Origin of the sequence: Ruegeria jejuensis (genome assembly GCF_041537905.1) — a bacterium.
Taxonomy (GTDB): domain Bacteria; phylum Pseudomonadota; class Alphaproteobacteria; order Rhodobacterales; family Rhodobacteraceae; genus Ruegeria_C.
On record NZ_JBGRUO010000003.1, the window covers coordinates 262,108 to 287,002 of the forward strand.

Below are 24,895 nucleotides of genomic sequence, written 5' to 3' on the forward strand. Positions count from 1 at the left end.
GTGCTTGGTTCTGACCGCTTTGCCGGTCTGAAGCTGTCAGCCGGTTGCGCTGGGATTGGTCAATTCGAGTTCCTTGCAGAGGTTGTCGATGACAGCCTCCAAAGCATTTTGCTGCGTGGCGACATAGGCTGAGGCGGCTTGCCGGGCGCTGGTGAAGCGCTCTGCGTCGTCCAGCCAGTCCGCTACGGCATGGGCGAGGCTGTCAGCGTCGTGAACCTCGCGCGCGCCGCCATCCTGTTTCATCTGGGCGTAGGTCTCGGCGAAATTGTAATATCCTGGCCCGGTGATTACTGCCGCGCCCGCTTGCGCCGGTTCAAAGGGGTTGTGACCACCGATTTCCTGCAGCGAGCCGCCGAGAAAAACCAACTGGCAAAGCGCATACCAGGTGCCGGTCTCGCCAAGTGTGTCGGCCATATAAACTTGGGTCCGTGCGGTGATCTGTTCCTGCGCGCTGCGGCGGGCGCAGCTGAGACCAGCGGCTTTCACCAGCCCCTGAACCTCATCGCCGCGTTCGGGGTGGCGGGGAACCAGCAGCAAAAGCAGGTCGGGATGGGTAATGAGCAGGCGCTTATGGGCCTGTAGCACCTGTTCTTCTTCTCCCTTATGGGTCGAGCTTGCAACCCAGACCGGGCGATTCCCGATGGCTTTCGTCAGCATGTCGCGTGTGGCTTCATCCACCGGCAGCGGGGCCGAGGTCGCCTTGAGATTGCTGCCGGGGCGCACCCGGCACGGATCAGCGCCCATGGCGATCAGATTGTCGGCAGTCTGCCGGTTCTGGGTCAGAAACAGCGTGAAACAGTCGAGGATGAACCGCGCCGTGCCCGGGGACCTCTGCCAGCCCTCCACCGATTTCTGCGAGAGGCGGGCGTTGAGCAGGGCCAGTTTGATGCCGCGCCGGTCAGCCTCGACCAGCATGCGGGGCCAGAGCTCGCTTTCGACGAAGATACCCGCCTGCGGGCGCCAGTGATCATAGAAACGTGTTACGGCAGCGCCGGTGTCAAGTGGGACGAACTGGTGCCGCGTGCGCGGCGGCAGGCGTCTTGCAACCAGCTCGGCCGAGGTCGGCGTGCCGGAGGTGATCAGAAACTCCGCCTTTGGCAGCACCGCGCCCAGGCGGGTGATCAAGGTGAGGACCGACAGGCTTTCGCCCACGCTGGCTGCATGAAACCAGATCAACCGGCCGTCAGGGCGGGGCAGGGTGGCGTGGCCCAGCCGTTCGCGCTGCCGCTCTGGCGCGACCCCGGCGGCGTCCAGTTTGCGGCGCACGGAACGCCAAGCCAGCGGGCCAAGCGCACCGGTTACGACAGAGTATAGCCGGTATAGCGGCGTCGGGGCGACACCCTGTCCGGGCATCTCAGCCGCCCGTATGGCTCATATGCCTAGGCATCTGGCCATCGAGCGTTTGCCGGGAATAGTCGAAATCATGGCCCTTGGGCTTGTGGCTGATGGCGGCGCGGATGGCCTCTTGCAGCGGTTCTTCACTGTCGGGGTGATCGCGCAGGGGCGCGCGCAGATCGGCCATATCCTCTTGCCCGAGGCACATATAAAGCTCGCCGGTGCAGGTCAGGCGCACGCGGTTGCAGCTTTCGCAGAAATTATGGGAAAGCGGCGTGATGAAGCCGATCTTTTGTCCAGTCTCTTCCAGCCGCACATAGCGGGCCGGGCCGCCGGTGCGCTCGGCCAGGTCGCTGACCTGATAGTGGTTTTCGTACTCGGCGCGCACGTCCTTGAGCGACCAGTACTGGCCCAGCCGGTCCTCATTGCCGATATCGCCCATCGGCATAACCTCGATCCAGGTCAGGTCCATGTCACGCTCCGCGCACCATCGGGTGATCGTGGGCAGTTCGTCCTCGTTGAAACCCTTGAGCGCCACCGCATTGATCTTGACCCGCAGCCCGGCTTTCTGCGCCGCGTCGATGCCGCGCAGCACCTGTTTCAGACGGCCCCAGCGGGTGATATCGGCGAATTTGGTCTCATCCAGCGTGTCGAGCGAGACATTCACCCGCCGCACGCCCGCTGCATAAAGCTGATCAGCAAACCGTTCCAGCTGCGAGCCATTGGTGGTGAGCGTCAGTTCCTCCAACGCGCCGCTATCCAGATGCCGGGTCATGCCGTTGAAGAAGGTCATGATATCGCGTCGCACCAGCGGCTCGCCTCCGGTGATGCGCAGCTTGCGCACGCCAAGCCCCACAAAGGTCGAGCACATGCGATCCAGCTCTTCCAGCGTCAGCAGCTCTTTCTTGGGCAGAAAGGTCATGTTCTCGGACATGCAATAGACACAGCGGAAATCGCAGCGATCGGTAACCGAAACGCGGAGATAGGTGATGGCGCGGGCGAATGGATCAATCAGGGGTGCGGTCATGGCGATATAGCTAAAGCGGAGCCCTGCCTGCGGCAAGGGGGATCATGGTATTTGGGTCTGGCATGGCCGGGCGCAGATAGCTAGGGTTTCGGTATGAGACATATTGCCCTGACCTCATTGATCCTCATCGCGGGATGCGCGCAGATCCGCGACACCACCGATGGTTTGTTTAGCGGACCCTCATCTTCCTCTGCATCTGAAGCCGCAGAAGCGCCAGAGTCGGACGGCTCTGAACAGGTCGAAGAGGTGGTCGCAACCGAAGAGTTCGATCCGGGCTGGACCGGCGCCAAGCAGACGATTGCGGGTCTGGGCGATGTTGCGAAACCCGGTATCTGGCTGGAAACGCCTCTGGTCAGCAAGGAACGCTCGGGCCGGGTGGTGTTTCGCAAGACCGGGGCCTCGGCCTTTGTGACGCTGATCCCGATCGAGGGCGCAGAGACGGCGGGTAGCCGGTTGTCGCTGGAGGCGATGCGGACGCTGCTGGCACCCATTGACCAGTTGATCGAACTGGATGTCTATACCAACTGATCCGCCATCTGACGGCCGGTCAGAGAAGGTTTCGGAGATTTGCGCATGTTGAGCGGAACGTGCCATTGCGGTGAGGTCGGCTGGACACTCGAAACGTTGCCAGACAAGGTCACGGCTTGCAATTGCACCATATGTCGGCGTTATGGTGCCCTTTGGGCGTATGGACACATCGGCCATGATGTTCAAACGACTGGTCAAACACGCCCCTACAGGCGTCGTGATAGCGGGGACATCGACTTCCACTTTTGCGTCATTTGTGGCTGCGTGGCGCATTACATCGCCTGCGCTGCGGATGAACACGGCCGCAAGCGGGTCGGAGTGAATACTCGGATGGCCGACCCATCATTGATTGGCGAGCTTCCGATCCGTCATTTCGAGGGGCATGACAGCTTCAAAACCCTGCCGCCTGATGGAAGAACCGTGGCTGATATGTGGTTCTGAAACAGGTGCCAGCAATGCGCGGCGATGCGGCGAGAGATAGCCTCGTTTGCAATACTCGTCAGAACTTGCCGTTGTTGTTCTTCCATTCCGAGCGTGGAGAGATCTTTTCGGTCGTGTCCCAGTGTTCGACAAATTGTCCAACTTCCGCACGGAACAGATCAAAGAAAGCGCAATGCTGGCCGGCATATGCGCCTTCGCTGACGCAAAGTACGAAATTGCCCTCGGCCACGACCCGGTGCAGGTGATGGTAGTCGATCACGCGTTGGCCATCCTCGGCCTCTTCCAGCGCTGACATCAGGGATGCGCGACCATCGGTGAGGCGGGGATTGTGTTCGATATAGCCCTGTTCTGGGATGAATTCGGCGATCCGGTTCACCGCGCCGCCTATCAGTACGGTTTCGACAAAGCTGCGCGCGAGGCTGCGGTTGGTCTCGGTCAGGGCGTGATCGCTGGCCTCGGTCGGACCATCCACCATGCTGCGCCCCGAGGGATTCGGTCCCAATCGGGGCTGGATATTGTCCCAATGTTCGACCGCTTGACCCTCTTCGAACCGGAACAGCTCGAACCCGATGCGCCTTGTGGCGAAATCATATTCGGTATGGGCAAAGACAAAATCGCCATCCTCAAAGGCCCGCACGATGTTCACGCGTGGTGAGGTTTTTGACAGGCGCTGGAACAAGGCCGCCAGCCCTTCGCTGCCCTCATGGGTTTGCGGGTTGTGCTGGATGTATTTGGCTTCGTTCACCACCGAGATCGGCTCGGGATCGCCGGTCTCGATGCTTTTCAGCAAGGCGCGGATTCGATGTTTGTTGGCTTGCGGCATTGGCTTGGCAATCTGTTGTTTCGGGCATGGCTCGCCGCTTCAGACTGCGCGCAATTGGCCGGGTCAGCAAGGGCAAGGTTCCTGCCACCGGTGGAGCTCAGCGATCCAGATACTTTGCCGCCTCGCGCCGGGCAAAGGGTTTCATTGCCTCACCATGTTCGGCCAGAAAGGCGCGCACCCGTGGGGCGTCGTGTTTGGACAGGTCGCGCAGCCACCAGGCCACCGCTTTCTGAATGAACCAGTCGCGGTCGGGCACGTAAGCAGCGGCCCAGCCCAGAATACGGTCGCGACGGTCCAGATCGTCATCCTTGGGATTGTTCTGTTTGGTCCAAGGCAGGGTGGAGACGAGCGCGGCGCGGCGGGTCCACATGTGATCGGACCGCGTCCAGCCCTCCACCTGATCCAGACGCGCCGGATCGGCCACCAGCCGTTTCGAGATGGCGCCGCAGGCGTGATCCGCAATGGCCCAGCTGTCGAAGTCCGGCACCCAGCTCTGCAGCATCTCCCAGACCGCCTCATCAGGGCGGATGCGGGCTTGCGTCAGCAGCTTGCCGGCGGCGATGCGGGCCTCGAAGATATCGCTTTGCCAGAGCGCATCGGCCAGCGCGACCCGTTCCGGCACGCTCAAGGCCTGTCGCCACGCCTTTGTCAGATCGTTGATCGCCGGGTTGGGAACCCCCAGCACGACTCGGCTCTGCTTGTGATAGGCCGCTTTCTGTTCGGCGCGACCCGGTTCGATATGAGCCTTGAGCTGGTCGAGATGGTCTGTAAGCATCCCGACCCTCAGACCGGAACGCCGGTTGGCTTGCCGTCAAGGGTGGTCTGGTTTCTGTCGGCCCAATATTTGCGGATATCCTCGTCGGATTTCCCGTCGACCCATTTCTGCATCGTGTCGCGATCGGCGCGATAGTCCATGAAGGGCACGGTATAGCCGCAGGAGGTCTGCACCATCTCGATCTCGACATCGAAAATCTGTCGCGCGCTGCGATGGGGCGGGAAGTGGTGATCAAGCTCCGCCCAGTCGGGGTCTTCCGTATGAACGGTGCGGGCCGTGCCATAGGCGCGCAGGATCAGCGGGCGGGTCTCGAACGAGCACCACATCAGCGTCATGCGCGTGTTTTCCAGCAGGTGGCCTGCGGTTTCATTGCCGCTGCCGGTCAGGTTCATCCACAAGATGCGGTTCGGCCCCATCACGCGCAGTGAGTCCATCCCTTTGGGTGAGATGTTGACCCGCCCCTCTGGCCCCGCCGAGCCGGTGAAGAACATGTGCTGCGCTTCGATGAAATTGCGATGGGCGTCGTCAAGCGCCGGAAACTGCTTTCCCATGGGTTACTCCACTGTGACCGATTTCGCGAGATTGCGCGGCTGATCCACATCGGTGCCCTTGGCGACCGCAGTATGATAGGCCAGCAACTGCGCCGGGACTGCGTAAAGGATCGGCGTCAGGCTGGGATGGGAATGTGGCATCCGCACCGTGGACCAGACACCATCCTGCGCCTCGGCGATGCCATCATCATCCGAGATCAGCAGCACCTTGCCTTTGCGCGCCATCACCTCCTGCATGTTCGAGATGCTCTTGTCGAACAGCGCATCGCGCGGGGCCATCACAACCACCGGCATATGCTTGTCTATCAGCGCGATGGGGCCGTGTTTCAGCTCACCAGATGCGTAAGCTTCGGCGTGTATATAGCTGATTTCTTTCAGTTTCAGCGCTCCTTCATGGGCAAGCGGGTACATCACGCCGCGCCCGAGGAACAGCACGTCGCGCGCTTCGCTCAGCTTCTGCGCGGCGGCGCGGATCGCGTCCTCCTGATCCAGCGCAGCGTTTAGCAGCGCGGGCAGCCCGCGCAGCGCTGATATGTGATCGGCGATCTGTTCCGGCGTCAGCGTGCCCCGATCCTGCGCCGCCTTCAGCGCCAGCATCAACAGCACGCTAAGCTGGCAGGTGAAGGCCTTGGTCGAAGCCACGCCAATCTCGACCCCGGCATGGATTTCCAACGCCAACTGGCTTTCCCGCGCGATTGAGCTTTCGGGGACATTGACCACCGACACGATCTTGTCCGCCTTGCCTTCGCAATAGCGCAGCGCGGCCAGCGTGTCGGCGGTTTCGCCCGATTGGCTGACGAACAGCGCCACGGTGCGGTCCGGGATCGGAGGCTCGCGGTACCGGAACTCAGAGGCGATATCGACCTCGACCGGAATGCGCGCCAGTTGCTCGAACCAGTATTTTGCAGTGAGGCAGGCAAAATAGGCGGTGCCGCAGGCCACCATGGTCAGCCGGTCGATCTGACTGAAATCGAGCCCCTCGCCGGGCAGGTGCACGTCGTCAGAGCCAGAGGGCAGGTAGGCGCGGATGGCCTCGGCGATCACCGTGGGTTGCTCGGCGATTTCCTTGGCCATGAAGTGTTTGTGCCCGGCCTTGTCGGTGCGGGTCCGGTCGGCGGCGATCTTGCGCATCTCGCGGTTGGCGAGTTCACCCTGCGCATCGCGGATCTCCAGCGAAGTGCGGGTCAGAACGGCGCGGTCGCCTTCTTCAAGATAGGTGATCCGATCGGTCAGCGGCGCCAATGCGATCGCGTCCGAACCTACGAACATCTCACCGTCACCATGGCCGATGGCCAGCGGCGAGCCCTTGCGGGCGGCAACGATCAGGTCTTCTTCGCCATCAAAGAGGAAGGCCAGCGCAAAGGCCCCTTCCAGCCGGTCAATGGCGCGGTTGGCCGCCGTAACCGGATCAAGCCCAGAGCGCAGGAAATACTCGGTCAGCAGGGCGACTGTTTCGGTGTCGGTTTCGGTCTGGAATTCGATGCCGTGCTCGGCCAGTTCGGCGCGCAATTCGCGGTAATTCTCGACAATGCCGTTATGCACTACGGCCACCGATCCGGCGCGATGCGGATGGGCATTGCCGACCGAAGGGGCGCCATGGGTGGCCCAGCGGGTATGGCCGATACCGGACTTGCCTTGCAGGGGTTCATGCACCAGCAGGTCGCTGAGATTGACCAGCTTGCCGACCGCGCGACGGCGATCCAGCGCGCCCTTGTTCACGGTGGCGATCCCGGCGCTGTCATAGCCGCGATATTCCAGCCGTTTCAGCGCCTCAACCAGAATGGGGGCGGCTTCATGATCCCCAAGAACACCTACAATTCCACACATCTCTACTGACCTTTCGACAGGTTTTCTTTCTTCTTCCGTAGTATGGAGAAGAGTTTTTTGGCATAGCCCGGCTTGTTGTCCTGTTTGGCGCGCGCAACGGCCAGCGCATCCGGCTCGATGTTGCGGGTCACCACCGTGCCCGTTGCAGTCATCGCGCCATCGCCAACAGTGACGGGGGCCACCAGCATCGTGTTCGAGCCGATGAAGACACCTTCGCCAATCTCGGTCCGGTGCTTCATGAAGCCATCATAGTTGCAGGTAATGGTGCCTGCGCCGATATTGCTTTTGGCTCCGATGCTGGCATCGCCGACATAGCTCAGATGGTTGACCTTGGCCCCTTCGGCGATCTCTGCATTCTTGATCTCGACGAAATTGCCGACCTTTGCGTCTTCGGCCAGTTCAGCACCCGGTCGCAAGCGGGCATAAGGCCCGACCACGGCGCCCCGGCTGACATGGCAGCCCTCCAGATGCGAAAAGGCGCGGATCTGCGCGCCGCTTTCCACTGTTACGCCGGGGCCGAAGACCACATTGGGTTCGATCACGCTATCACGCCCGATCACGGTGTCGGCGGCAAGATAGACGGTCTCGGGGGCCATCAGCGTCACGCCCTGTTCCAGCAGCGCCGCGCGGGCGGCGGCCTGAAACACCGCATCTGCCTGCGCCAGATCAGCGCGCGAGTTCACGCCCAGCGTCTCAGCCTCGGCGCAGGCCACGGCGGTGACATTCAGGTTGCGGGCGCGGGCCAGTTCGACCACATCGGTCAGGTAATATTCGCCCGAGGCGTTGTCGTTGCCGACCGCCGCGATCAAGTCGAACAGCGTGCCGGCGTCACAGGCCAGCAGGCCGGAATTGCAGAAGCTGATCGCGCGTTCGGCCTCGCTCGCGTCCTTGAATTCCACGATGCGCTCCAACCGGTCGCCATTCATCACCAACCGTCCGTAGCGGGCCGGATCGGCAGCCTCAAAGCCCAGGATGACAAGATCATTCTCGGCGCGAGCGGCAATCATCCGCTCCAGCGTTTGAGGTTGAATGAAGGGGGTATCGCCATAAAGCACCACCACATCGCCCTCGAAACCGTCGAGCGCCGCGCGCGCCTGATCGACCGCGTGGGCGGTGCCAAGCTGTTCCTCCTGCAGGACAACCTGCGCGGTGTCATCCTCGGATAGCGCGGCCTTCGTCACCGACTCCGCCCCATGTCCGGCAACGATGACGGTGCGTTCGGGGGCGAGCGCGCGGCCTGCGCGCATGGCGTGAACCAGCATCGGGGTCTGAGCGATGGGATGTAGGACCTTGGGCATATCCGAGTTCATCCGGGTGCCCTTGCCTGCGGCAAGAATGACGAGAGCGCTGCTCATGAAAAGTGATTTCTCTTTGTATTTTCCTTGTGCCCGTTTTATCCGCTGGGGGCAGGGGCGCAAGCGCTGGTGCGATCAAATGAGATTGCGGGCTGCAACAGTGCGCGGCAGATACGCGCCGACAGGAGGCAGGATGCGGACGGTTATATTCGATCTCGATGGCACGCTGGCCGACACATCCGGCGACTTGCTGGAGGCGGCAAATGCCTGTTTCAGAATGATGGGCCATGGCGATGTGCTGGTACATGGAGCGGACGCGGGCGTTGCCGTGCGCGGCGGGCGGATGATGCTGACACATGGGCTGCACCGTGTTGGCCAGTTCGATGCGGAGACGGTCGACAGCTATTATCCCGTGCTGCTGGAGGCCTATGCCGACAAGATCAATGTTCACACATTCCTCTACCCTTCGGCGATGGACGCGGTCGAGCGTCTGAAAACCGCAGGCTATGGCGTGGGCATCTGTACCAACAAACCCGAGGGCCATGCCGATCTGCTGCTGCAGCGCCTTGGCATACGCGACGCCTTTGCCGCACTGGTGGGGGCTGACACGCTGCCGGTGCGCAAACCTGATCCCGCGCCTCTGCGCGAGGCGGCAAAGCGTGCAGGCGGGCATCCGGATCACTGCTTGCTGGTGGGCGATTCCGATACCGACCGCAACACCGCGCGTGCTGCTGGTGTGCCTTCGATTCTGGTGACCTTCGGGCCATCCGGCGAGGATATGTCGGCGCTGGAGCCCGAGGCGCTGTTGCATGATTTTGCGCACCTGCCGGATCTGGTGCCGGACCTGATCGGGCATCCGGGTGCGCCTGCAAAGGCCGCGCGGGCTTGACCGGGTCGCGCACGCGCTCCACAAACGCCGCATGACAGAGAGATTTACCGGCAGTTTCACCCAACAGGAACCCATCCCTGACGACGCCATCGCGGCAGCGCTGGATGTGCTGCGCCATGGGCGCTTGCATCGCTACAACGTGGCCGAGGGCGAAGCGGGCGAAACCGCGCTGCTGGAACAGGAATTCGCCGCACAGACCGGCGCACGCTACTGCCTCGCCGTGGCCTCGGGCGGATATGCGATGGCAACGGCGCTGCGGGCCGTGGGCGTTAAGCCCGGTGATCGGGTCCTGTCCAACGCTTTCACGCTTGCCCCAGTGCCCGGTGCGATCGCCTCGGTTGGGGCGGTGCCGGAATTTGTCGGCGTGACCGAAGGCCTGACCATCGATCTGGACGATCTGGCGGCCAAGCTGGACCGCGCCAGCGTGCTGCTGCTCAGTCATATGCGCGGGCATATCTGCGACATGGACCGGTTGATGGCCATGTGCGACGCCGCTCAGGTCACGGTGATCGAGGATTGCGCGCATACGATGGGGGCAAGCTGGCGCGAGGTGCCTTCGGGACGACACGGGGCGGTGGGCTGTTATTCCTGTCAGACCTACAAACATGTGAATTCCGGCGAAGGCGGCTTGCTGGTCACTGATGACGAAGAGCTTGCGGCGCGGGCCGTGATGCTGTCGGGGTCTTACATGCTCTATGGGCGTCACAAGGCGGCGCCATCGCCGGAGGTGTTCGAGCGGGTCAAATACGTGACCCCCAACATTTCTGGCCGGATGGACAATCTGCGCGCCGCGATTCTGCGCCCGCAACTGCGCAATCTGGGCACGCAGGTGGCCCGCTGGAACGAACGCTACCGGGCGCTGGAAGACGGGCTTCGCGACACGCCGGGCCTGACGGTTATCGATCGGCCCGAGGAGGAAAGTTATGTCGGTTCGTCGATCCAGTTTCTGTTGCTCGACTGGCAGGACGAGGCGCTGTGTGATGTGATCGATCGCTGTGCCGCGCGCGGGGTCGAGCTGAAATGGTTCGGCGCGCCGGAGCCGGTGGCCTTTACCTCGCGCTATGACAGCTGGCGCTATGCGCCGTCTGAGCCAATGCCCGCGACCGACCGGGTTTTGGCGGGCATTGTCGATATGCGCGTGCCGCTGACTTTCAGTGCCGAGGATTGCGCGCTGATCGCGCGGATCATCCGCTCGGAAGTGACCCGCGCCCATAACGCGGCCTAGCGCCGCCCGGCGAACATGTTAGGCTGCCCTCATTTGAGGGAGCTTTTGGCCATGGCAAAACCGCAACGCGGTGGGAAATCCGTTGATCACAAGAAGGAAAAGATCAAGGTCACGACCGCAAAGGCTGATGAAAAGAAGAAATTCGCCGAAGAGGTGAAAAAGCGCAAACTGGCGCTGACTCTGGTGAAACAGGCGGAAGCCAAGGTGGTTGCCGCGATCAAGAACGCCAAGAAGGGCGAGGATGCCATCGAGAAACTCGATGCCGGTATCCTGCAGATCGATACCAAGATCGAGGCCCTGAAGGTTGAGCGCGAGAAGCGGCTGAAGCAGCGCCAGGAATTGCACACCAATGTGCAGCGCCTTGGCCGTGCTGCCGTGAAAGAGATGCAGCAGCATTACGCGCAAGTGAAGGTCAACGTGCCGGGGCAACTGCCGCCCCCGCCACCGGTGAATGTCGGCACGGCGGGATTCGTGATGCTGCTCGCTGCGTGGCCCGTGCTCTGGAAGAAGATCAAATCGAAACTGTCATGACGTTCTGAACACTTGTTCAGTTCTTCTTTGACGGGCGCATTTTTGGGTGTTATATGAACGCCTGTTCAATAATCGGAAGGGAGGCCGGTGATGTTCAACGCGACCATGCAATTCGACCTGGGTGAGGATGTGAATGCCCTGCGCGAAATGGTCCATCGCTGGGCGCAGGAACGGGTTCGCCCCATGGCGAGCGAGATCGATGCCTCCAACGCTTTCCCGAACGAGCTTTGGCGTGAAATGGGCGAGCTGGGCCTCTTGGGCATCACGGTTCCCGAAGAATATGGCGGGGCGGGGATGGGCTATCTTGCCCATGCTGTCGCGGTCGAGGAGATCGCGCGGGCCAGTGCCTCGGTCTCACTGTCTTATGGCGCGCATTCGAACTTGTGTGTGAACCAGATCAATCTGAACGGCACCGAGGCACAGAAACGCAAATACCTGCCGGGCCTGCTTTCGGGCGAGAACGTGGGCGCGCTGGCCATGTCCGAGGCGGGGGCGGGGTCCGACGTGGTCTCAATGAAACTGCGCGCCGAGAAGCGCAATGACCATTACCGTCTGAACGGCAACAAATACTGGATCACCAACGGCCCGGATGCGGACACGCTGGTGGTCTATGCCAAGACCGACCCCGAGGCCGGGCCAAAAGGTATCACCGCCTTTCTGATCGAAAAAGAGATGACGGGTTTCTCGACCTCGCCGCATTTCGACAAGCTGGGCATGCGCGGCTCGAACACGGCTGAGCTGATCTTCGAGGATGTCGAAGTGCCGTTCGAGAATGTGCTGGGCGAAGAGGGCAAGGGCGTTCAGGTGCTGATGTCTGGCCTCGACTATGAACGCGTGGTGCTGGCGGCCATCGGGCCCGGTATCATCGCAAGCTGCATGGATGAGGTGATGCCCTACCTGGTCGAGCGTAAGCAGTTCGGCCAGCCGATCGGGAATTTCCAGCTTATGCAGGGCAAGATCGCCGATATGTATACCGCGATGAACTCGTCGCGCGCTTACGTCTACGAGGTTGCCAAGGCCTGTGACCGGGGCGACGTGACCCGTCAGGACGCCGCCGCTTGCTGCCTTTATGCCAGCGAACAGGGTATGGCGCAGGCGCATCAGGCGGTGCAGGCGCTGGGCGGGGCGGGCTTTCTGGCCGACGCACCGGTCAGCCGCATCTTCCGCGACGCCAAGCTGATGGAGATCGGGGCCGGGACCTCCGAGATTCGCCGAATGCTGGTCGGGCGCGAATTGATGGGGGCAATGTGATGCGCCGGGTTCTGGCCGTGGCAGTGGCCCTGCTTGGTCCAGTATCGGTTGTGCAGGCGCAAGACCTGAACTTCTCGATCGCGCCGACGCAATCCTGTCTTGCCGCAACTGCCGATCCGGCGGCGCGCCGGGCTTGTGCGGGCAAGGCGGCCGAGGCCTGTATGACCAACAACCCAGGTGGTGAGACCACGGTAGGCATGAGCTCTTGCCTCGATCAGGAGGTAAAGCAATGGGATGGCTGGCTGAACGCGGCCTATGGCACTTTGCTGTCAAAGGCGCAGGCCTCGGATGCCGAGTCTGCGAAATGGGGCACCAGCGCACCGAAGATCACCCCGGTATTGCGCGAGATGCAGCGCAAATGGATCGCCTTTCGCGACACCACCTGCGATTTCGAGATGTCGCAATGGGGCGGTGGCAGCGGCACCGGCCCTGCCGGGCTGAATTGCCTGCTGCGCCTGACCGCCGATCAGGCGATCTATCTTGAACGGGCGTGGCTGGGGGACTGACCCATGACCACGCCCGCAAGGATTAGCGGCTTAGAACCGGTGCACGTAAGTCAGGCCAACCAGCCAGGGGTCGATCTCGGCCTCGCCGACCTTGGCGCCGTCCAGCCTGACATCAGAGTCGATGTCGAACCAGCGCACGTTCAGACGCATCGCGCCTGCATCGGTGATCTGGTAATCCACACCCGCCTGCAGCGAGACACCCCAGGAATTGTCGATCTTCAGATCGCCCAGCGGCGAGCTCTCGTCGAAGAAGACCGTATAGTTCAGGCCCGCGCCAACGTAGGGCGTGAACTTGGACTGGGTCGGGAAGTGATAGTTCAGCGACAGCGTGGGCGGCAGGTGCTTGGTGCTGCCGATCTTGCCGACACCCGACAGCGACAGATCGTGGTCGAACGGGGTCGCGGCCAGCAGCTCGATCCCCAGATTGTCGCGGACGAAGTATTCTGCGGTAAAGATCGGGCGGGTGTCGGAATCGACACTCAACTCGGCTCCGGCAACGGTGCCATTGTCGGATTTGGGATCAAGGTAGCCAACACCGACACCAACCGTCCAGTCGCCCTGCGATTGCGCAAAGGCGGGACCGGCGATGGCGGCCATGGCGACAGCGGATGTCAAAACGGCAGTTCTGAGTTTCATTTTTCGTCTCTTGTGTTTGAAATGAGTGATGGGCAGATTTTCTCTGCTGCGCCGCAGAAACGCTCTGATCTGGATCAAGAAAATGCGTTTTGCGTCCCGGGGAGCTGCGACAAAACGTCAATGAATGCAGGGGGATGTGATGGGTTCCGCTAGGCGCATAGCTGGTTTGCGCCCCGACGGAAGCTGGGACCTGCCAGACCGGTTGAACATGGCCGATCAGTGCCTGTCGCACCCTGAGGATCAGATAGCGATCATCGACCTGACAGGGGCGCAGCGGCGCGACATCTGTTACGGCGAACTCGCCGCGATGAGCGATGGCATCGCGCGCGCTCTCGCGCCGCAGGTTCAGCGCGGCGACCGGGTTGGCGTGCTGCTCGGCCAGTCGCCCTGGTGCGCGGCGGCGCATCTGGCAATTTGGACGCTGGGCGCGATCTCGGTGCCGCTGTTCAAGCTCTTTCAGCAGGACGCGCTGCGCAGCCGGGTGCAGGATGCCGGGTTGTCCCTCGTCCTGACAGACCCTGGCGGGGCCGCGCTGCTGGGCGGGTTGGCTACGCCGCTGATTGCTTCCGAGATTGGCCAGGACGGTCCACCGGTGGCCCGCGCTGAAACCGGTCCGGAGGACCCGGCGGTGCTGATTTACACGTCGGGCACTACGGGCAAACCCAAGGGCGCGTTGCACGGTCATCGGGTGCTGACCGGTCATCTGCCGGGTGTTTCGATCAGCCACAATCACCTGCGCGCGGGTGACTGCCTCTGGACGCCCGCCGACTGGGCCTGGATCGGCGGGCTGTTCGATGTGCTGATGCCGGGGCTGGCGCTGGGCATTCCGGTGGTGGCCGCGCGGCTCGACAAGTTCAGCCCGCAAGCCTGCGCCGATGTGATTGCGCAGGGCGGCGTGCGCAACGTCTTCTTCCCGCCCACCGCGCTGCGGATGCTCAAGGTGGCGGATCAGGCCATTCCCGGCCTGCGCTCGGTCGCCTCGGGTGGCGAGCCGCTGGGGGCCGAGATGCTGGCCTGGGGGCAGAAGGCCTTCGGTCTGACGATCAACGAGTTCTACGGTCAGACCGAATGCAACATGGTGGTCTCCTCCTGCGCCGAGGATTTCCCCGTGCACCCCGGCTGCATCGGCAAAGTGGTGCCGGGGCATCAGGTGGCGGTGATCGACGACACAGGTGAGCCGACGGCCGAAGAGGGCGACGTGGCCATCCGGCGCGGCTCGGCCTCGATGCTGCTGGAATACTGGAACAACCCGCAGGCGACCTCAGAGAAGTTCCGCGGTGATTGGCTGATCACCGGCGACCGGGGCGTGTGGGAGGGCGACTACTTGCGCTTCGTGGGCCGCGAGGATGACGTCATCACCTCGTCGGGCTACCGCATCGGCCCGGCAGAGATCGAGGATTGCCTGCTGACCCACCCGGCGGTGGCGACGGTGGGCGTGGTCGGCAAACCCGATCCACTCAGGACCGAGATCGTGAAGGCTTTTGTAGTGCTGAAACCGGGGCGCGCGGCGTCAGAGATGGAACTGCAAGACTGGGTCAAGCATCGGTTGGCGCAATACTCTTACCCACGCGAAGTGGCGTTTCTGGAGGACCTGCCGATGACGGTGACGGGCAAGGTCATCCGTAAGGAATTGAAACGCAAAGCAGCAAGGGAATGTAAGAAATGAACTTGCAATTGTTTTTGGGAAGCATAGGACTTGCTTTGTTGGCTCTCCCCGGATTTGCTAGGGCTAATGACGCCGAAAGACTCGTCGATTGTCTCAACCAACCACCAACCTATGCTGACATGCAGCAGCAGTGTTGGGATGCGTTCTTTCGGTCCTGTATAACGCCCTACGAGTCAGATGATTGGGCATCACAGACGGCTTGCTTCCTTTCTTTCAAGGAAGTTACGGACGGCATTGCATCGCGTTCGCATATAGCGGCACAGAAACACCCCCACGATTTTGGGAAACGATTTGTCGCAGCTGCTTGGAAACTAGCGCTACGAGAGGCTGAAGCCGGATGTGATTTCGTCGTTGAAACGTCGCGTGAATTTGGTGCCGATACACAATACGATCAGATGCTATTTGCGCAGTGTTACGCCGGTGAAATTGCTAAGGCCATACCCAACATCAACGCTTGGCAGGGAAATAGAGACTAGCTCAAATGAAACTCACATCCAAAGCCATTCCCACCTCTGAGGGTTTCAAGGCAAACTGTATGGCCCATCTCGGCGCTCTGTCTCCGATCGCTGAGGCCGCAGAAGCCGCCCGCATGGGCGGAGGCGAGAAATCCCGTGCGCGGCATGAGAGCCGGGGCAAGATGCTGCCGCGTCGGCGAGTGGCAAATCTGCTCGATCCGGGCTCTCCGTTTCTGGAAATCGGCGCGACGGCGGCGCATGGGATGTATGATGGCGCGGCGCCTTGTGCGGGCGTGGTTGCAGGCATTGGGCGCGTGCAGGGGCACGAGGTCATGGTGGTTTGCAACGACGCCACCGTGAAGGGCGGTACTTATTACCCGATGACGGTCAAGAAACACCTGCGCGCGCAGGAGATCGCCGAGGAAAACCATCTGCCCTGTATCTATCTGGTCGATAGCGGCGGTGCGAACCTGCCCAATCAGGATGAGGTCTTTCCCGACCGCGATCACTTTGGCCGCATCTTCTACAATCAGGCGCGGATGAGCGCCAAAGGCATCCCTCAGATCGCCGTTGTGATGGGGTCGTGTACGGCGGGCGGAGCCTATGTTCCGGCAATGTCCGATGTCACGATCATCGTGAAGGAACAGGGCACGATCTTCCTCGCCGGCCCGCCGCTGGTCAAGGCCGCAACCGGCGAGGTAGTCAGCGCCGAAGACCTCGGCGGCGGCGATGTCCATACGCGCCTGTCCGGCGTGGCGGATTATCTGGCCGAGGATGATGCCCATGCGCTGGCGCTGGCGCGGCGCGCGGTCCAAAGCCTCAACCGCCGCAAGCCGCAAACTGTGGATTGGGCCAGCCCCGAAGAGCCCGCCTATGACCCCGAGGAAATCCTCGGCGTGGTTCCGGGCGATCTGCGCACGCCTTACGACATTCGCGAGGTGATCGCGCGGCTGGTCGATGGCTCACGCTTTGACGAGTTCAAACCGCGTTTTGGCGAGACGCTGGTGACCGGGTTCGCCCATCTCAAAGGCTGCCCCATCGGCATCATCGCCAATAACGGCGTGCTGTTTTCCGAGGCCGCCCAGAAAGGCGCGCATTTCGTGGAACTGTGTTCACAGCGCAAAATCCCGCTGGTTTTCTTACAGAACATCACCGGCTTTATGGTGGGTCGCAAATACGAAAACGAGGGCATCGCGCGGCACGGGGCCAAGATGGTGACGGCGGTGGCCTCGACCAATGTCCCCAAGATCACCATGCTTGTGGGCGGGTCATTCGGAGCGGGCAATTACGGTATGGCGGGGCGCGCCTATCAGCCGCGTTTCCTGTGGACCTGGCCCAATAGCCGTATCTCGGTCATGGGCGGCGAACAGGCGGCAGGGGTTCTGGCCACCGTCAAACGCGACGGGATCGAGCGGCAGGGCGGCACATGGTCCCCTGAAGAGGAAGCCGAGTTCAAACGCCCCACCATCGAGATGTTCGAGGAACAGTCCCACCCGCTCTACGCCTCGGCCCGGCTCTGGGATGACGGCATCATCGATCCGCGCAAGTCCCGCCATGTGCTGGCCCTGTCGCTGAGCGCGGCATTGAGCGCGCCGATAGAGGAGACACGCTTCGGCGTGTTTCGGATGTGAGGGCTGCGACATGAAACTCGAAGAGGCCCAAGCACTCTATCCCGACGCCGAAATCTTCACCTTTGGTGACAACCGGGCGCTCTGCGACGAGTTGTTGTTCCTGGTTCGGCAGGGGCGCAAAACCGCCACTTGCGGCGCTTTGCGCGATTACGGCGAGAGGGGCGACGCGCTGCCGGTGGTCGGACGTCAGGACATCGCTTTGGACTGGGACGGCAACGCGGCACTGGTGATCGAAACCATCGAGGTTACCCGGCGGCGGTATTGTGATGTGGATGCCGATTTTGCGCTGGCCGAGGGTGAGAACGATGACCTGGCAGGCTGGCAAGTGGCCCACCGCGGCTATTTCGAGCGTAATGGCGGCTGGTCCGCTGAGATGGAACTGATCTGCGAGCGGTTCCGACTGGTCGAGGATTTCGGGGAGGATAGGGATGTATAGCAAAACTCTGTTCGGCGCGCGTCTTGCCATGTTTTGGAGGCCTTCGTGAGTTTTCATGTTGTGCGGGCCGATATTACGCAGCTGCCGGTGGATGCGATCGTGAATGCTGCCAACCGGTCCCTGCTTGGCGGAGGCGGCGTGGATGGGGCCATCCATCGTGTCGCCGGGCCGAAACTGCTGGCAGAGTGCCGTGGTCTCGGTGGGTGCGAGACCGGAGAGGCCAAGGTAACGGGTGCCTACGACCTGACAGCGCGTATCGTGATTCACACGGTAGGCCCGGTCTGGCGCGACGGTGCCTCCGGCGAGGACGAGCTACTGGCGCGCTGCTACGCCAACTGCCTGCGTCTGGCCGAGGAGTACAACTGCCAGAGCATTGCGTTCCCCGCAATCTCCACCGGTGCCTATGGATTTCCGCATGACCGCGCAGCGGAGATTGCGATGACCTCGGTTGCGGGTAGCCGACTGGATGTAAGACTCGTCGCGCTTGATGCGCGCACCGAGCGGCACCTGAACAATGCCGTCCGAAAATGGGAGCGAGGCAATGTTTAGCAAAATCCTGATCGCCAATCGGGGCGAGATCGCCTGTCGGATCATGGAAACCGCGCAGCGCATGGGCGTGGCCTGTGTTGCGGTCTATTCCGACGCAGATGCCGCGGCCAAGCACGTTGCGATGGCGGATGAGGCGGTGCATATCGGCGGCTCTGCCCCGGTAGAGAGTTACCTCAGGGGCGATGTGATCATCGAGGCAGCGCTGGAGAGCGGCGCGCAGGCGATCCATCCCGGTTATGGGTTTCTCAGTGAGAACCCCGACTTTGTTGATCTGGTCGAGGCGGCGGGTCTGACCTTCATCGGGCCGTCTGCAGACGCGATCCGCAAGATGGGCCTCAAGGACGCCGCCAAGGTGCTGATGGAGGCAGCGGGCGTGCCCGTGGTGCCGGGCTATCATGGCGACAATCAGGACCCGGGACATCTGGCCGGGGAGGCAGATGCGATCGGGTATCCGGTCCTGATCAAGGCGGTTGCGGGCGGCGGCGGTAAGGGCATGCGGCTGGTCGAACAGCCGCAGGATTTCCTTGCCGCGCTGGACAGCGCCCGGAGCGAGGCGCGCACAGCCTTTGGCAATGATGCGGTGCTGGTCGAGAAATTCGTCGCCAAGCCGCGCCATATCGAGGTGCAGGTCTTCGGCGATGGCACCCATGCAGTGCATCTGTTCGAGCGGGATTGCTCGCTGCAACGCCGCCACCAGAAGGTGATCGAAGAGGCCCCCGCGCCGGGCATGACGCCCGAGATGCGCGAAGCGATGGGGCAGGCGGGCGTGCGCGCGGCCGAGGCCATTGGCTACAAGGGTGCGGGCACGGTGGAATTCATCGTCGACGCTTCCGACGGGCTGCGCCCGGACCGGTTCTGGTTCATGGAGATGAACACCCGCCTACAGGTCGAGCACCCCGTCACCGAGGCGATCACCGGCATTGATCTGGTCGCATGGCAATTGCGCGTGGCCTCGGGCGAGGCGCTGCCGATGCGGCAGGACGACCTCTCGATCACCGGTCACGCCTTTGAGGCACGGCTTTATGCCGAGGATGTGCCTAAGGGCTTCCTGCCCGCGACCGGAACGCTGACCCATCTGTCCTTCCCGGAAGGGTGTCGCGCCGATAGCGGTGTGCGGGCAGGGGATACGATCAGCCCCTGGTACGACCCGATGATCGCCAAGGTGGTGGTGCATGGACCGACCCGCGCGGTGGCGCTGGCCCGGCTGGATCGTGCTCTGCGTGGCACGCAGGTGGGCGGCACCGTGACCAACCTGGGTTTCCTGGGTGCATTGTCCTCGCACGCCGGCTTTGCGGCGGGCGATGTCGACACCGGGCTGATCGCGCGCGATCTTGACCAGTTGGTCTCTGCGGCGGAGCCCGAACCGCGCCATGTGGTTGCGGCGGCGATGCGCGCCTTGGAATTGATTACGCTACGTGATGATTCCGGCTTCACCCTTTGGGCACCACTGCACCGGGCCGCGCATTTGAGCTGGCGGGGGGAGCCTATTGCTGCGGATGTGCAGGTCGAGGGCCCTGATCATCAGCTCTGGAAGATCGGGCCCGATCAGGTCCGCGCCACGCGCCATCAGGGTCAGTGGCGGATCGCCGGGCAGGTGATGCCCGATACCGCGCTTTCGGGTGCCACGGTCACCGTGTTTGATGCCTATGGGTTGGCTTTCGAGATGCTCGACCCGCTGGATCGCGATGCCTCGGGCGGTGGCGATACCAATGTGATCGAGGCGCCGATGCCGGGTCTGGTCAAGGCAGTCTTTGCGGAACCCGGACAGCACGTCCGCGAAGGCGACCGGCTGGCCGTGCTTGAGGCGATGAAGATGGAACATGCGCTGCTGGCCGCGCGCGATGGCGTGGTGGCCGAGGTGCTGTCATCCGAAGGCGCGCAGGTCGAGGCAGGTGCGGCACTGGTGCGCCTGCAGGAGGAATGAGGTTGCGTCCCAACAACGCGCGGCGCAGGCTGCGGTGACAAATGCCGCGCATGTTGCGCGGAAAGAACAAAGGAAGGATGCCGGGATGAGCGAGCGGGTCGAGATTTTCGAGGTCGGACCTCGGGATGGGTTACAGAACGAGGCGCGCGATATTCCGGTTGCCGACAAGATCGCGCTGGTCGACTGCCTCAGCCGGGCCGGGTTTTCGCGGATTGAAATGGCCAGCTTTGTCTCGCCCGAACGGGTGCCGCAGATGGCCGGGTCCGGCGAGGTGCTGAACGGGATCAATCGCGCCGAGGGCATCCGCTATGCGGCCTTGGTACCGAACATGCGTGGCTATGAGGATGCGCTGGCAGCCGGTGCCGATGAGATCGCAGTGTTCGCTTCGGCTTCCGAGGGGTTCTCCAAGGCCAATATCAACGCCTCGATCGACGAGTCGATTGCGCGGTTCGAACCCATACTGGAAGCCGCGCGCCATATCGACCTGCCGGTGCGGGGCTATGTCTCCTGCGTGACCGATTGCCCCTATGATGGGCCGACGCCCCCCGACAAAGTGGCAGAGGTGGCAGACCGGCTGTTTGGTCTGGGCTGTTATGAGATTTCGCTGGGCGATACGTTGGGAAAAGGCACGCCGGATAGCATCGTGCGGATGCTGCTGGCGGTGCGCGAGGCGGTGCCGGTGACCCGTCTGGCCGGACACTACCATGACACCGGCGGTCATGCGCTGGACAATATCGATGCCTCCCTGTCGCTGGGGGTCCGTGTCTTTGACGCTGCTGCGGGTGGCCTGGGCGGCTGTCCCTTTGCGCCGGGGGCCGCAGGCAATGTGGCAACCGAGGCGGTTGCGGCGCACCTGGAACGGTTGGGCTATCAGACCGGTCTGGACAGCGCCATTCTTGCTGAGGCGGCGGATATGGCGCGCGCGATGCGGACCGGGTGATACAAGGGGCTTCGAAACCCCTTGCAAAATTCTCGCAAGAATTTTGGCGCGAAAGGAGAGCGGATGTTTGAGACACTCAAGCTGGAAACAGATGCGCGCGGCGTGGCAACCCTGACGCTGAACCGGCCCGAGAAACACAACGCGATGTCCGGGCAGATGCTCGCGGACCTGTCTGCGGCAGCGGCGAAACTGGCGCAGGACGATGCCGTGCGGGTGGTTGTGCTGACCGCTGCGGGTAAATCCTTCTGCGCGGGCGGCGATCTGGGCTGGATGCAGGCGCAGATGGCGGCCGAGCGTGACACGCGCTTCACCGAAGCCCGCAAGCTGGCCGAGATGCTGCAGGCGCTCAATACACTGCCCAAACCGCTGATCGGCGCGCTGCAGGGCAATGCGTTCGGTGGCGGTGTCGGGTTGGCTTCGGTCTGCGATGTGGCCATTGGCGTGGAGAGCCTGAAGATGGGTCTGACCGAAACGCGTCTGGGCCTGATCCCGGCTACGATCGGACCTTACGTGATCGCGCGCATGGGCGAAGCGCGGGCGCGGCGGGTCTTCATGTCGGCGCGGTTGTTTGGGGCAGCAGAGGCGGTGGAGCTGGGCCTGCTTGCCCGCGCCGTGCCAGAGGATGCGCTGAGCGCTGCTGTCGAAGCCGAGGTCGTGCCATATCTGGCATGCGCGCCGGGTGCCGTGGCCTCGGCCAAGGCGCTGGCCCGCAGTCTTGGGCCGCGCATTGACGACGCGGTTATCGACGCCACCATCGAGGCTCTTGTCGCGCGCTGGGAAACCGCAGAGGCAAGCGAAGGGATCGCCGCCTTTTTCGACCGCAGACCTGCGCCATTTGTCACCAAGCCTTAACTCGGATTTGAGAATTCCCGCATGCTCGCTCCACGGCCCCCTGCGGAGGAGACATTCATGCCCCTGACACCCAACCACATGCCCATCGTCGTGAACGAGGTCGAACCCGCGAAAGAGTTCCTGTCCCTGCTTGGGTTTGAGGAAACACTCACCAAAGTCATCTCGGGGCCGATCATGGAGGAATATCTTGGCGTTCCGGGGATCGAAGCCGAACACATCACGATGGTGCTGAAGGGGGCGGACCCCTATTTCGATATCCAACTGCTGAAATATCACGCGCCCGCCTCGCCGCAGAACGAGCATATCCGGGATCTTTCAGCCATTGGCTTCAACCACTTTGCCTTTTCGGTCGATGATCTGGACGCAACGCTTGCCCGCCTCAAACGGGCAGGCGTGAAGATGCGTAACACCGAAATGGATTACCGCGGCTATAAGATGGCTTTCATCTGGGGGCCGGAGGGGCTGACATTCGAACTGGTCGAGCATGGCGGTTAGCAACAGGGTATACCGGCCAACCGGTAGCGTCGCCCTACGCACAGACGGGTATTGCGGTGTTTTTCGGTAACGCGGTGCAACTCCGATTGTTTACGGAAAATCCCATGCTTATGCGTCGATAATACGCGGAAGACACCCCCGCGCTTGGTTGACGCCCCTAGGGTGCGGCGCTACAGAATGACGCGTCAACTCGCCAATTGACGGCGTGCCCGATGCGGGCCGCGCGGGAAAGGAGCCATTCGTGGAAGAGCTGTTGCGGGAATACCTCCCGATTCTGGTGTTTCTGGCCGTTGCGACAGGTTTGGGCATCGTTCTGATTCTCGCCGCTGTCGTGCTGGCCGTCCGCAACCCCGATCCCGAAAAGGTCAGCGCTTATGAATGCGGCTTCAACGCCTTCGATGATGCGCGGATGAAGTTCGATGTCCGGTTCTATCTGGTTGCGATCCTGTTCATCATTTTCGATCTGGAGATCGCCTTCCTGTTCCCATGGGCCGTGGGTTTCAAGGACATCTCCGATGTGGGCTTCTGGTCGATGATGGTGTTCCTGGGCGTTCTGACCATCGGCTTCGCCTATGAATGGAAGAAGGGGGCGCTGGAATGGGATTGATGACCGGAGCGAACACCGCAGGCGTCGACAAAGAGGTCGCAACCCAGGCCCTGAATGCCGAGTTGCAGGACAAGGGTTTCCTGCTGACCTCGACCGAGGACATCATCAACTGGGCGCGCACCGGCAGTCTGCACTGGATGACCTTCGGTCTGGCCTGCTGCGCGGTCGAGATGATGCACACCTCGATGCCGCGTTATGACGCCGAACGCTTTGGCATTGCGCCCCGCGCCAGCCCGCGCCAATCGGATGTGATGATCGTGGCCGGGACACTCACCAACAAGATGGCACCGGCCCTGCGCAAGGTCTATGATCAGATGCCCGAGCCTCGCTACGTGGTCTCGATGGGGTCCTGCGCCAATGGCGGCGGCTACTACCACTACTCCTATTCCGTTGTGCGCGGCTGCGACCGGATCGTACCGGTCGACATCTACGTGCCCGGCTGCCCGCCCACCGCCGAGGCGCTGCTTTACGGCTTGATGCAATTGCAACGCAAAATCCGCCGCACCGGGACAATTGTTCGATGAGCGTTCCGGTGATCCGCAAATGGCAGGCGACAATCGCGCGTGACGATGTCGCGGCCTGGAAAGAGACGTTTGAGAGGCGCGTGCTACCCAACATGCGCGCCGTCGACGGGTTTCGCGGTATCACCGTTCTGACCGAGCGGGGCGGGGAGCCCTGCCGGATGACGGTGCTGACCGCGTGGGAAGACATGGAGGCGGTGCAGCGCTTTGCAGGCGAAAACCCCGCGCGCACGGTGATGCCCGATTTCATGGCGCCCTTCTTTCCGACCTATGATGCCGAGGCGAGCTTCCACGACGAGATCATGGCGGAGGCCTCGATATGAACGAAGACGCACTTCAGGAACTCGGAACCCATATCGAGCTCAAACGCTCTGACTGTGTGCTGTCCTGGGAGATCAGCCATGGCGAGTTGAACATGGATGTGGCCCCGTCCAACATCCTGGGGCTGATCGAGTTTCTCAAATCCGACCCGACCTGCCGATTCTCGACCCTGGTCGATATTACGGCGGTGGATTACCCGGAACGGCCGCAGCGCTTCGATGTGGTCTATCACCTGCTCAGCATGTACCAGAACCAGCGCATCCGGCTGCGCGTGTCGATCCGTGAACAGGACATGGTCGCCTCGATCATCGAGGTCCACCCCTCGGCCAACTGGTTCGAGCGTGAGGTGTTCGACATGTTCGGCATCCTGTTCTCGGGCCACCCGGACCTGCGCCGTATCCTGACGGATTATGGCTTTCGCGGCCATCCGCTGCGCAAGGATTTCCCGACCACTGGCTATACCGAGGTGCGCTATGACGAGGCGCAGAAACGCGTAGTCTATGAGCCGGTCTCACTGGTGCAGGAGTACCGCCAGTTCGATTTCATGAGCCCGTGGGAGGGTGCGGAATACATCCTTCCCGGCGATGAGAAACAGGAGGCAGAATAATGGGAACCCTTTGGTGGCTGATCCTGTCGGCCCTGACCGCGATCCCGATGGTCAAACTGCTGCCGTTCTTTGGCATCAACAAATACTGGGCGGCGGCCTGCCTGATCCCGCTTGGCCCCGTGGCTCTGCTCTGGTGGATGGGGCTGAAGCTCCAGGAACTGGAGAAGCGGTGATGTGGTTTGAGTTCTTAGGCGAACTTGGTGCTTTCTTGGCTGGCCTGTCAGCGTTTAGCGCGATTGCTTTTGAGCAAT

General features: G+C 62.2%; 28 protein-coding genes and 1 pseudogene. 21 read left to right on the plus strand and 8 right to left on the minus strand.

Annotated elements, in window-relative coordinates:
- Positions 1-36 precede the first annotated feature (36 nt).
- Both AB1E34_RS05595 and moaA read right to left on the minus strand, forming a co-directional pair.
- A complete protein-coding gene (locus tag AB1E34_RS05595) occupies positions 37-1,353 on the minus strand; it encodes a 3-deoxy-D-manno-octulosonic acid transferase (protein ID WP_372571349.1) in 1,317 nt (438 codons plus the stop codon).
- Position 1,354: 1 nt separating this feature from the next.
- The gene (gene moaA / locus AB1E34_RS05600; RefSeq protein ID WP_372571350.1) at positions 1,355-2,362 is read right to left on the minus strand and encodes a GTP 3',8-cyclase MoaA; all 1,008 of its coding nucleotides are present in this window, start codon (positions 2,360-2,362) and stop codon (positions 1,355-1,357) included.
- Between the two features lie 93 nt (positions 2,363-2,455).
- Between moaA and AB1E34_RS05605 the strand changes: the two genes are divergently transcribed.
- Together AB1E34_RS05605 and AB1E34_RS26115 are read left to right on the plus strand one after the other, a co-directional pair.
- Positions 2,456-2,890 carry a hypothetical protein gene (locus AB1E34_RS05605; RefSeq protein ID WP_372571351.1) on the plus strand — a complete coding sequence of 145 codons (435 nt, stop codon included), beginning with the start codon at positions 2,456-2,458 and terminating at the stop codon, positions 2,888-2,890.
- 45 nt (positions 2,891-2,935) lie between these two features.
- Positions 2,936-3,157: pseudogene (locus tag AB1E34_RS26115) on the plus strand (GFA family protein); the annotation flags it as partial.
- Positions 3,158-3,389: 232 nt separating this feature from the next.
- Here AB1E34_RS26115 and AB1E34_RS05610 read toward each other — a convergent pair.
- The 5 genes from AB1E34_RS05610 to glmU form a co-directional block, all read right to left on the minus strand.
- Positions 3,390-4,154 (minus strand): nuclear transport factor 2 family protein, encoded by a 765-nt coding sequence (locus AB1E34_RS05610; protein ID WP_372571352.1) that lies wholly within the window; start codon positions 4,152-4,154, stop codon positions 3,390-3,392.
- A 97-nt stretch (positions 4,155-4,251) separates the two neighbouring features.
- Positions 4,252-4,929 carry a DNA alkylation repair protein gene (locus AB1E34_RS05615; RefSeq protein WP_372571353.1) on the minus strand — a complete coding sequence of 226 codons (678 nt, stop codon included), beginning with the start codon at positions 4,927-4,929 and terminating at the stop codon, positions 4,252-4,254.
- A gap of 8 nt (positions 4,930-4,937) precedes the next feature.
- Complete coding sequence (locus tag AB1E34_RS05620) at positions 4,938-5,480, minus strand: pyridoxamine 5'-phosphate oxidase family protein (protein WP_372571354.1); 543 nt, start codon at positions 5,478-5,480, stop codon at positions 4,938-4,940.
- A gap of 3 nt (positions 5,481-5,483) precedes the next feature.
- Positions 5,484-7,307, minus strand: coding sequence for a glutamine--fructose-6-phosphate transaminase (isomerizing) (glmS, locus tag AB1E34_RS05625; protein WP_372571355.1), 1,824 nt, complete (start codon positions 7,305-7,307; stop codon positions 5,484-5,486).
- A 2-nt stretch (positions 7,308-7,309) separates the two neighbouring features.
- Positions 7,310-8,662 carry a bifunctional UDP-N-acetylglucosamine diphosphorylase/glucosamine-1-phosphate N-acetyltransferase GlmU gene (glmU, locus tag AB1E34_RS05630; RefSeq protein WP_372571356.1) on the minus strand — a complete coding sequence of 451 codons (1,353 nt, stop codon included), beginning with the start codon at positions 8,660-8,662 and terminating at the stop codon, positions 7,310-7,312.
- 133 nt (positions 8,663-8,795) lie between these two features.
- Here glmU and AB1E34_RS05635 point away from each other — a divergent pair, with 133 nt between their 5' ends.
- From AB1E34_RS05635 to AB1E34_RS05655, 5 genes are all read left to right on the plus strand, one after another.
- Positions 8,796-9,491: an HAD-IA family hydrolase gene (locus AB1E34_RS05635; RefSeq protein ID WP_372571357.1), complete on the plus strand. Its 696-nt coding sequence runs from the start codon at positions 8,796-8,798 to the stop codon at positions 9,489-9,491.
- A 31-nt stretch (positions 9,492-9,522) separates the two neighbouring features.
- Complete coding sequence (locus AB1E34_RS05640; protein WP_372571358.1) at positions 9,523-10,716, plus strand: DegT/DnrJ/EryC1/StrS family aminotransferase; 1,194 nt, start codon at positions 9,523-9,525, stop codon at positions 10,714-10,716.
- 51 nt (positions 10,717-10,767) lie between these two features.
- A complete protein-coding gene (locus tag AB1E34_RS05645) occupies positions 10,768-11,247 on the plus strand; it encodes a hypothetical protein (protein WP_372571359.1) in 480 nt (159 codons plus the stop codon).
- Positions 11,248-11,337: 90 nt separating this feature from the next.
- Entirely contained in the window at positions 11,338-12,498 is a 1,161-nt protein-coding gene (locus AB1E34_RS05650; protein ID WP_372571360.1) for an isovaleryl-CoA dehydrogenase, read from the plus strand.
- A complete protein-coding gene (locus tag AB1E34_RS05655) occupies positions 12,498-13,004 on the plus strand; it encodes a lysozyme inhibitor LprI family protein (protein ID WP_372571361.1) in 507 nt (168 codons plus the stop codon). Before AB1E34_RS05650 ends, AB1E34_RS05655 begins: the two co-directional genes overlap by 1 nt.
- A gap of 30 nt (positions 13,005-13,034) precedes the next feature.
- Here the strand turns inward: AB1E34_RS05655 and AB1E34_RS05660 are convergent, their stop codons facing one another.
- Positions 13,035-13,640: an OmpW/AlkL family protein gene (locus tag AB1E34_RS05660; RefSeq protein WP_372571362.1), complete on the minus strand. Its 606-nt coding sequence runs from the start codon at positions 13,638-13,640 to the stop codon at positions 13,035-13,037.
- Between the two features lie 139 nt (positions 13,641-13,779).
- On the opposite strand from AB1E34_RS05660, the gene AB1E34_RS05665 reads away from it, so the two are divergent.
- From AB1E34_RS05665 to AB1E34_RS05730, 14 genes are all read left to right on the plus strand, one after another.
- On the plus strand, positions 13,780-15,306 hold the full coding sequence (locus AB1E34_RS05665; RefSeq protein WP_372571363.1) for an AMP-binding protein: 1,527 nt from the start codon (positions 13,780-13,782) through the stop codon (positions 15,304-15,306).
- A complete protein-coding gene (locus AB1E34_RS05670; protein ID WP_372571364.1) occupies positions 15,303-15,782 on the plus strand; it encodes a hypothetical protein in 480 nt (159 codons plus the stop codon). The genes AB1E34_RS05665 and AB1E34_RS05670 overlap by 4 nt, the downstream gene beginning before the upstream one ends.
- A 5-nt stretch (positions 15,783-15,787) precedes the next feature.
- Positions 15,788-17,392 (plus strand): carboxyl transferase domain-containing protein, encoded by a 1,605-nt coding sequence (locus AB1E34_RS05675; RefSeq protein WP_372571365.1) that lies wholly within the window; start codon positions 15,788-15,790, stop codon positions 17,390-17,392.
- A gap of 10 nt (positions 17,393-17,402) precedes the next feature.
- A complete protein-coding gene (locus AB1E34_RS05680; RefSeq protein WP_372571366.1) occupies positions 17,403-17,828 on the plus strand; it encodes an ASCH domain-containing protein in 426 nt (141 codons plus the stop codon).
- A 45-nt stretch (positions 17,829-17,873) separates the two neighbouring features.
- Positions 17,874-18,377, plus strand: coding sequence for an O-acetyl-ADP-ribose deacetylase (locus AB1E34_RS05685; RefSeq protein ID WP_372571367.1), 504 nt, complete (start codon positions 17,874-17,876; stop codon positions 18,375-18,377).
- Positions 18,370-20,301, plus strand: a complete 1,932-nt coding sequence (locus AB1E34_RS05690; protein ID WP_372571368.1) for an acetyl/propionyl/methylcrotonyl-CoA carboxylase subunit alpha — start codon at positions 18,370-18,372, stop codon at positions 20,299-20,301. Before AB1E34_RS05685 ends, AB1E34_RS05690 begins: the two co-directional genes overlap by 8 nt.
- Before the next feature lie 85 nt (positions 20,302-20,386).
- Positions 20,387-21,241, plus strand: a complete 855-nt coding sequence (locus tag AB1E34_RS05695) for a hydroxymethylglutaryl-CoA lyase (RefSeq protein ID WP_372571369.1) — start codon at positions 20,387-20,389, stop codon at positions 21,239-21,241.
- Between the two features lie 63 nt (positions 21,242-21,304).
- On the plus strand, positions 21,305-22,093 hold the full coding sequence (locus AB1E34_RS05700) for a crotonase/enoyl-CoA hydratase family protein (RefSeq protein WP_372571370.1): 789 nt from the start codon (positions 21,305-21,307) through the stop codon (positions 22,091-22,093).
- A gap of 57 nt (positions 22,094-22,150) precedes the next feature.
- Positions 22,151-22,588, plus strand: a complete 438-nt coding sequence (locus tag AB1E34_RS05705; RefSeq protein WP_372571371.1) for a VOC family protein — start codon at positions 22,151-22,153, stop codon at positions 22,586-22,588.
- 241 nt (positions 22,589-22,829) lie between these two features.
- Entirely contained in the window at positions 22,830-23,195 is a 366-nt protein-coding gene (locus AB1E34_RS05710) for an NADH-quinone oxidoreductase subunit A (RefSeq protein WP_306193327.1), read from the plus strand.
- Complete coding sequence (locus tag AB1E34_RS05715; RefSeq protein WP_306193328.1) at positions 23,186-23,719, plus strand: NuoB/complex I 20 kDa subunit family protein; 534 nt, start codon at positions 23,186-23,188, stop codon at positions 23,717-23,719. Before AB1E34_RS05710 ends, AB1E34_RS05715 begins: the two co-directional genes overlap by 10 nt.
- On the plus strand, positions 23,716-24,039 hold the full coding sequence (locus tag AB1E34_RS05720; RefSeq protein WP_372571372.1) for an antibiotic biosynthesis monooxygenase: 324 nt from the start codon (positions 23,716-23,718) through the stop codon (positions 24,037-24,039). The genes AB1E34_RS05715 and AB1E34_RS05720 overlap by 4 nt, the downstream gene beginning before the upstream one ends.
- On the plus strand, positions 24,036-24,644 hold the full coding sequence (locus tag AB1E34_RS05725; protein ID WP_372571373.1) for an NADH-quinone oxidoreductase subunit C: 609 nt from the start codon (positions 24,036-24,038) through the stop codon (positions 24,642-24,644). Before AB1E34_RS05720 ends, AB1E34_RS05725 begins: the two co-directional genes overlap by 4 nt.
- Complete coding sequence (locus tag AB1E34_RS05730; RefSeq protein ID WP_372571374.1) at positions 24,644-24,817, plus strand: hypothetical protein; 174 nt, start codon at positions 24,644-24,646, stop codon at positions 24,815-24,817. The genes AB1E34_RS05725 and AB1E34_RS05730 overlap by 1 nt, the downstream gene beginning before the upstream one ends.
- Positions 24,818-24,895: the final 78 nt, after the last annotated feature.

What these genes read in the sequence shown, in the direction of transcription:
- AB1E34_RS05595 (WP_372571349.1), bottom strand. Translation starts at nt 1,353, where the DNA reads ATGCCCGGACAGGGTGTCGCCCCGACGCCGCTATACCGGCTATACTCT.
- AB1E34_RS05730 (WP_372571374.1), top strand. Translation starts at nt 24,644, where the DNA reads ATGGGAACCCTTTGGTGGCTGATCCTGTCGGCCCTGACCGCGATCCCG.
- AB1E34_RS05720 (WP_372571372.1), top strand. Translation starts at nt 23,716, where the DNA reads ATGAGCGTTCCGGTGATCCGCAAATGGCAGGCGACAATCGCGCGTGAC.
- glmS (WP_372571355.1), bottom strand. Translation starts at nt 7,307, where the DNA reads ATGTGTGGAATTGTAGGTGTTCTTGGGGATCATGAAGCCGCCCCCATT.
- AB1E34_RS05705 (WP_372571371.1), top strand. Translation starts at nt 22,151, where the DNA reads ATGCCCCTGACACCCAACCACATGCCCATCGTCGTGAACGAGGTCGAA.
- AB1E34_RS05660 (WP_372571362.1), bottom strand. Translation starts at nt 13,640, where the DNA reads ATGAAACTCAGAACTGCCGTTTTGACATCCGCTGTCGCCATGGCCGCC.
- AB1E34_RS05640 (WP_372571358.1), top strand. Translation starts at nt 9,523, where the DNA reads ATGACAGAGAGATTTACCGGCAGTTTCACCCAACAGGAACCCATCCCT.
- AB1E34_RS05635 (WP_372571357.1), top strand. Translation starts at nt 8,796, where the DNA reads ATGCGGACGGTTATATTCGATCTCGATGGCACGCTGGCCGACACATCC.
- AB1E34_RS05690 (WP_372571368.1), top strand. Translation starts at nt 18,370, where the DNA reads ATGTTTAGCAAAATCCTGATCGCCAATCGGGGCGAGATCGCCTGTCGG.
- AB1E34_RS05670 (WP_372571364.1), top strand. Translation starts at nt 15,303, where the DNA reads ATGAACTTGCAATTGTTTTTGGGAAGCATAGGACTTGCTTTGTTGGCT.
- AB1E34_RS05605 (WP_372571351.1), top strand. Translation starts at nt 2,456, where the DNA reads ATGAGACATATTGCCCTGACCTCATTGATCCTCATCGCGGGATGCGCG.
- AB1E34_RS05700 (WP_372571370.1), top strand. Translation starts at nt 21,305, where the DNA reads ATGTTTGAGACACTCAAGCTGGAAACAGATGCGCGCGGCGTGGCAACC.
- AB1E34_RS05645 (WP_372571359.1), top strand. Translation starts at nt 10,768, where the DNA reads ATGGCAAAACCGCAACGCGGTGGGAAATCCGTTGATCACAAGAAGGAA.
- AB1E34_RS05680 (WP_372571366.1), top strand. Translation starts at nt 17,403, where the DNA reads ATGAAACTCGAAGAGGCCCAAGCACTCTATCCCGACGCCGAAATCTTC.
- AB1E34_RS05695 (WP_372571369.1), top strand. Translation starts at nt 20,387, where the DNA reads ATGAGCGAGCGGGTCGAGATTTTCGAGGTCGGACCTCGGGATGGGTTA.
- AB1E34_RS05665 (WP_372571363.1), top strand. Translation starts at nt 13,780, where the DNA reads ATGGGTTCCGCTAGGCGCATAGCTGGTTTGCGCCCCGACGGAAGCTGG.
- AB1E34_RS05650 (WP_372571360.1), top strand. Translation starts at nt 11,338, where the DNA reads ATGTTCAACGCGACCATGCAATTCGACCTGGGTGAGGATGTGAATGCC.
- AB1E34_RS05620 (WP_372571354.1), bottom strand. Translation starts at nt 5,480, where the DNA reads ATGGGAAAGCAGTTTCCGGCGCTTGACGACGCCCATCGCAATTTCATC.
- AB1E34_RS05655 (WP_372571361.1), top strand. Translation starts at nt 12,498, where the DNA reads ATGCGCCGGGTTCTGGCCGTGGCAGTGGCCCTGCTTGGTCCAGTATCG.
- AB1E34_RS05725 (WP_372571373.1), top strand. Translation starts at nt 24,036, where the DNA reads ATGAACGAAGACGCACTTCAGGAACTCGGAACCCATATCGAGCTCAAA.
- AB1E34_RS05615 (WP_372571353.1), bottom strand. Translation starts at nt 4,929, where the DNA reads ATGCTTACAGACCATCTCGACCAGCTCAAGGCTCATATCGAACCGGGT.
- AB1E34_RS05610 (WP_372571352.1), bottom strand. Translation starts at nt 4,154, where the DNA reads ATGCCGCAAGCCAACAAACATCGAATCCGCGCCTTGCTGAAAAGCATC.
- moaA (WP_372571350.1), bottom strand. Translation starts at nt 2,362, where the DNA reads ATGACCGCACCCCTGATTGATCCATTCGCCCGCGCCATCACCTATCTC.
- AB1E34_RS05715 (WP_306193328.1), top strand. Translation starts at nt 23,186, where the DNA reads ATGGGATTGATGACCGGAGCGAACACCGCAGGCGTCGACAAAGAGGTC.
- glmU (WP_372571356.1), bottom strand. Translation starts at nt 8,662, where the DNA reads ATGAGCAGCGCTCTCGTCATTCTTGCCGCAGGCAAGGGCACCCGGATG.
- AB1E34_RS05675 (WP_372571365.1), top strand. Translation starts at nt 15,788, where the DNA reads ATGAAACTCACATCCAAAGCCATTCCCACCTCTGAGGGTTTCAAGGCA.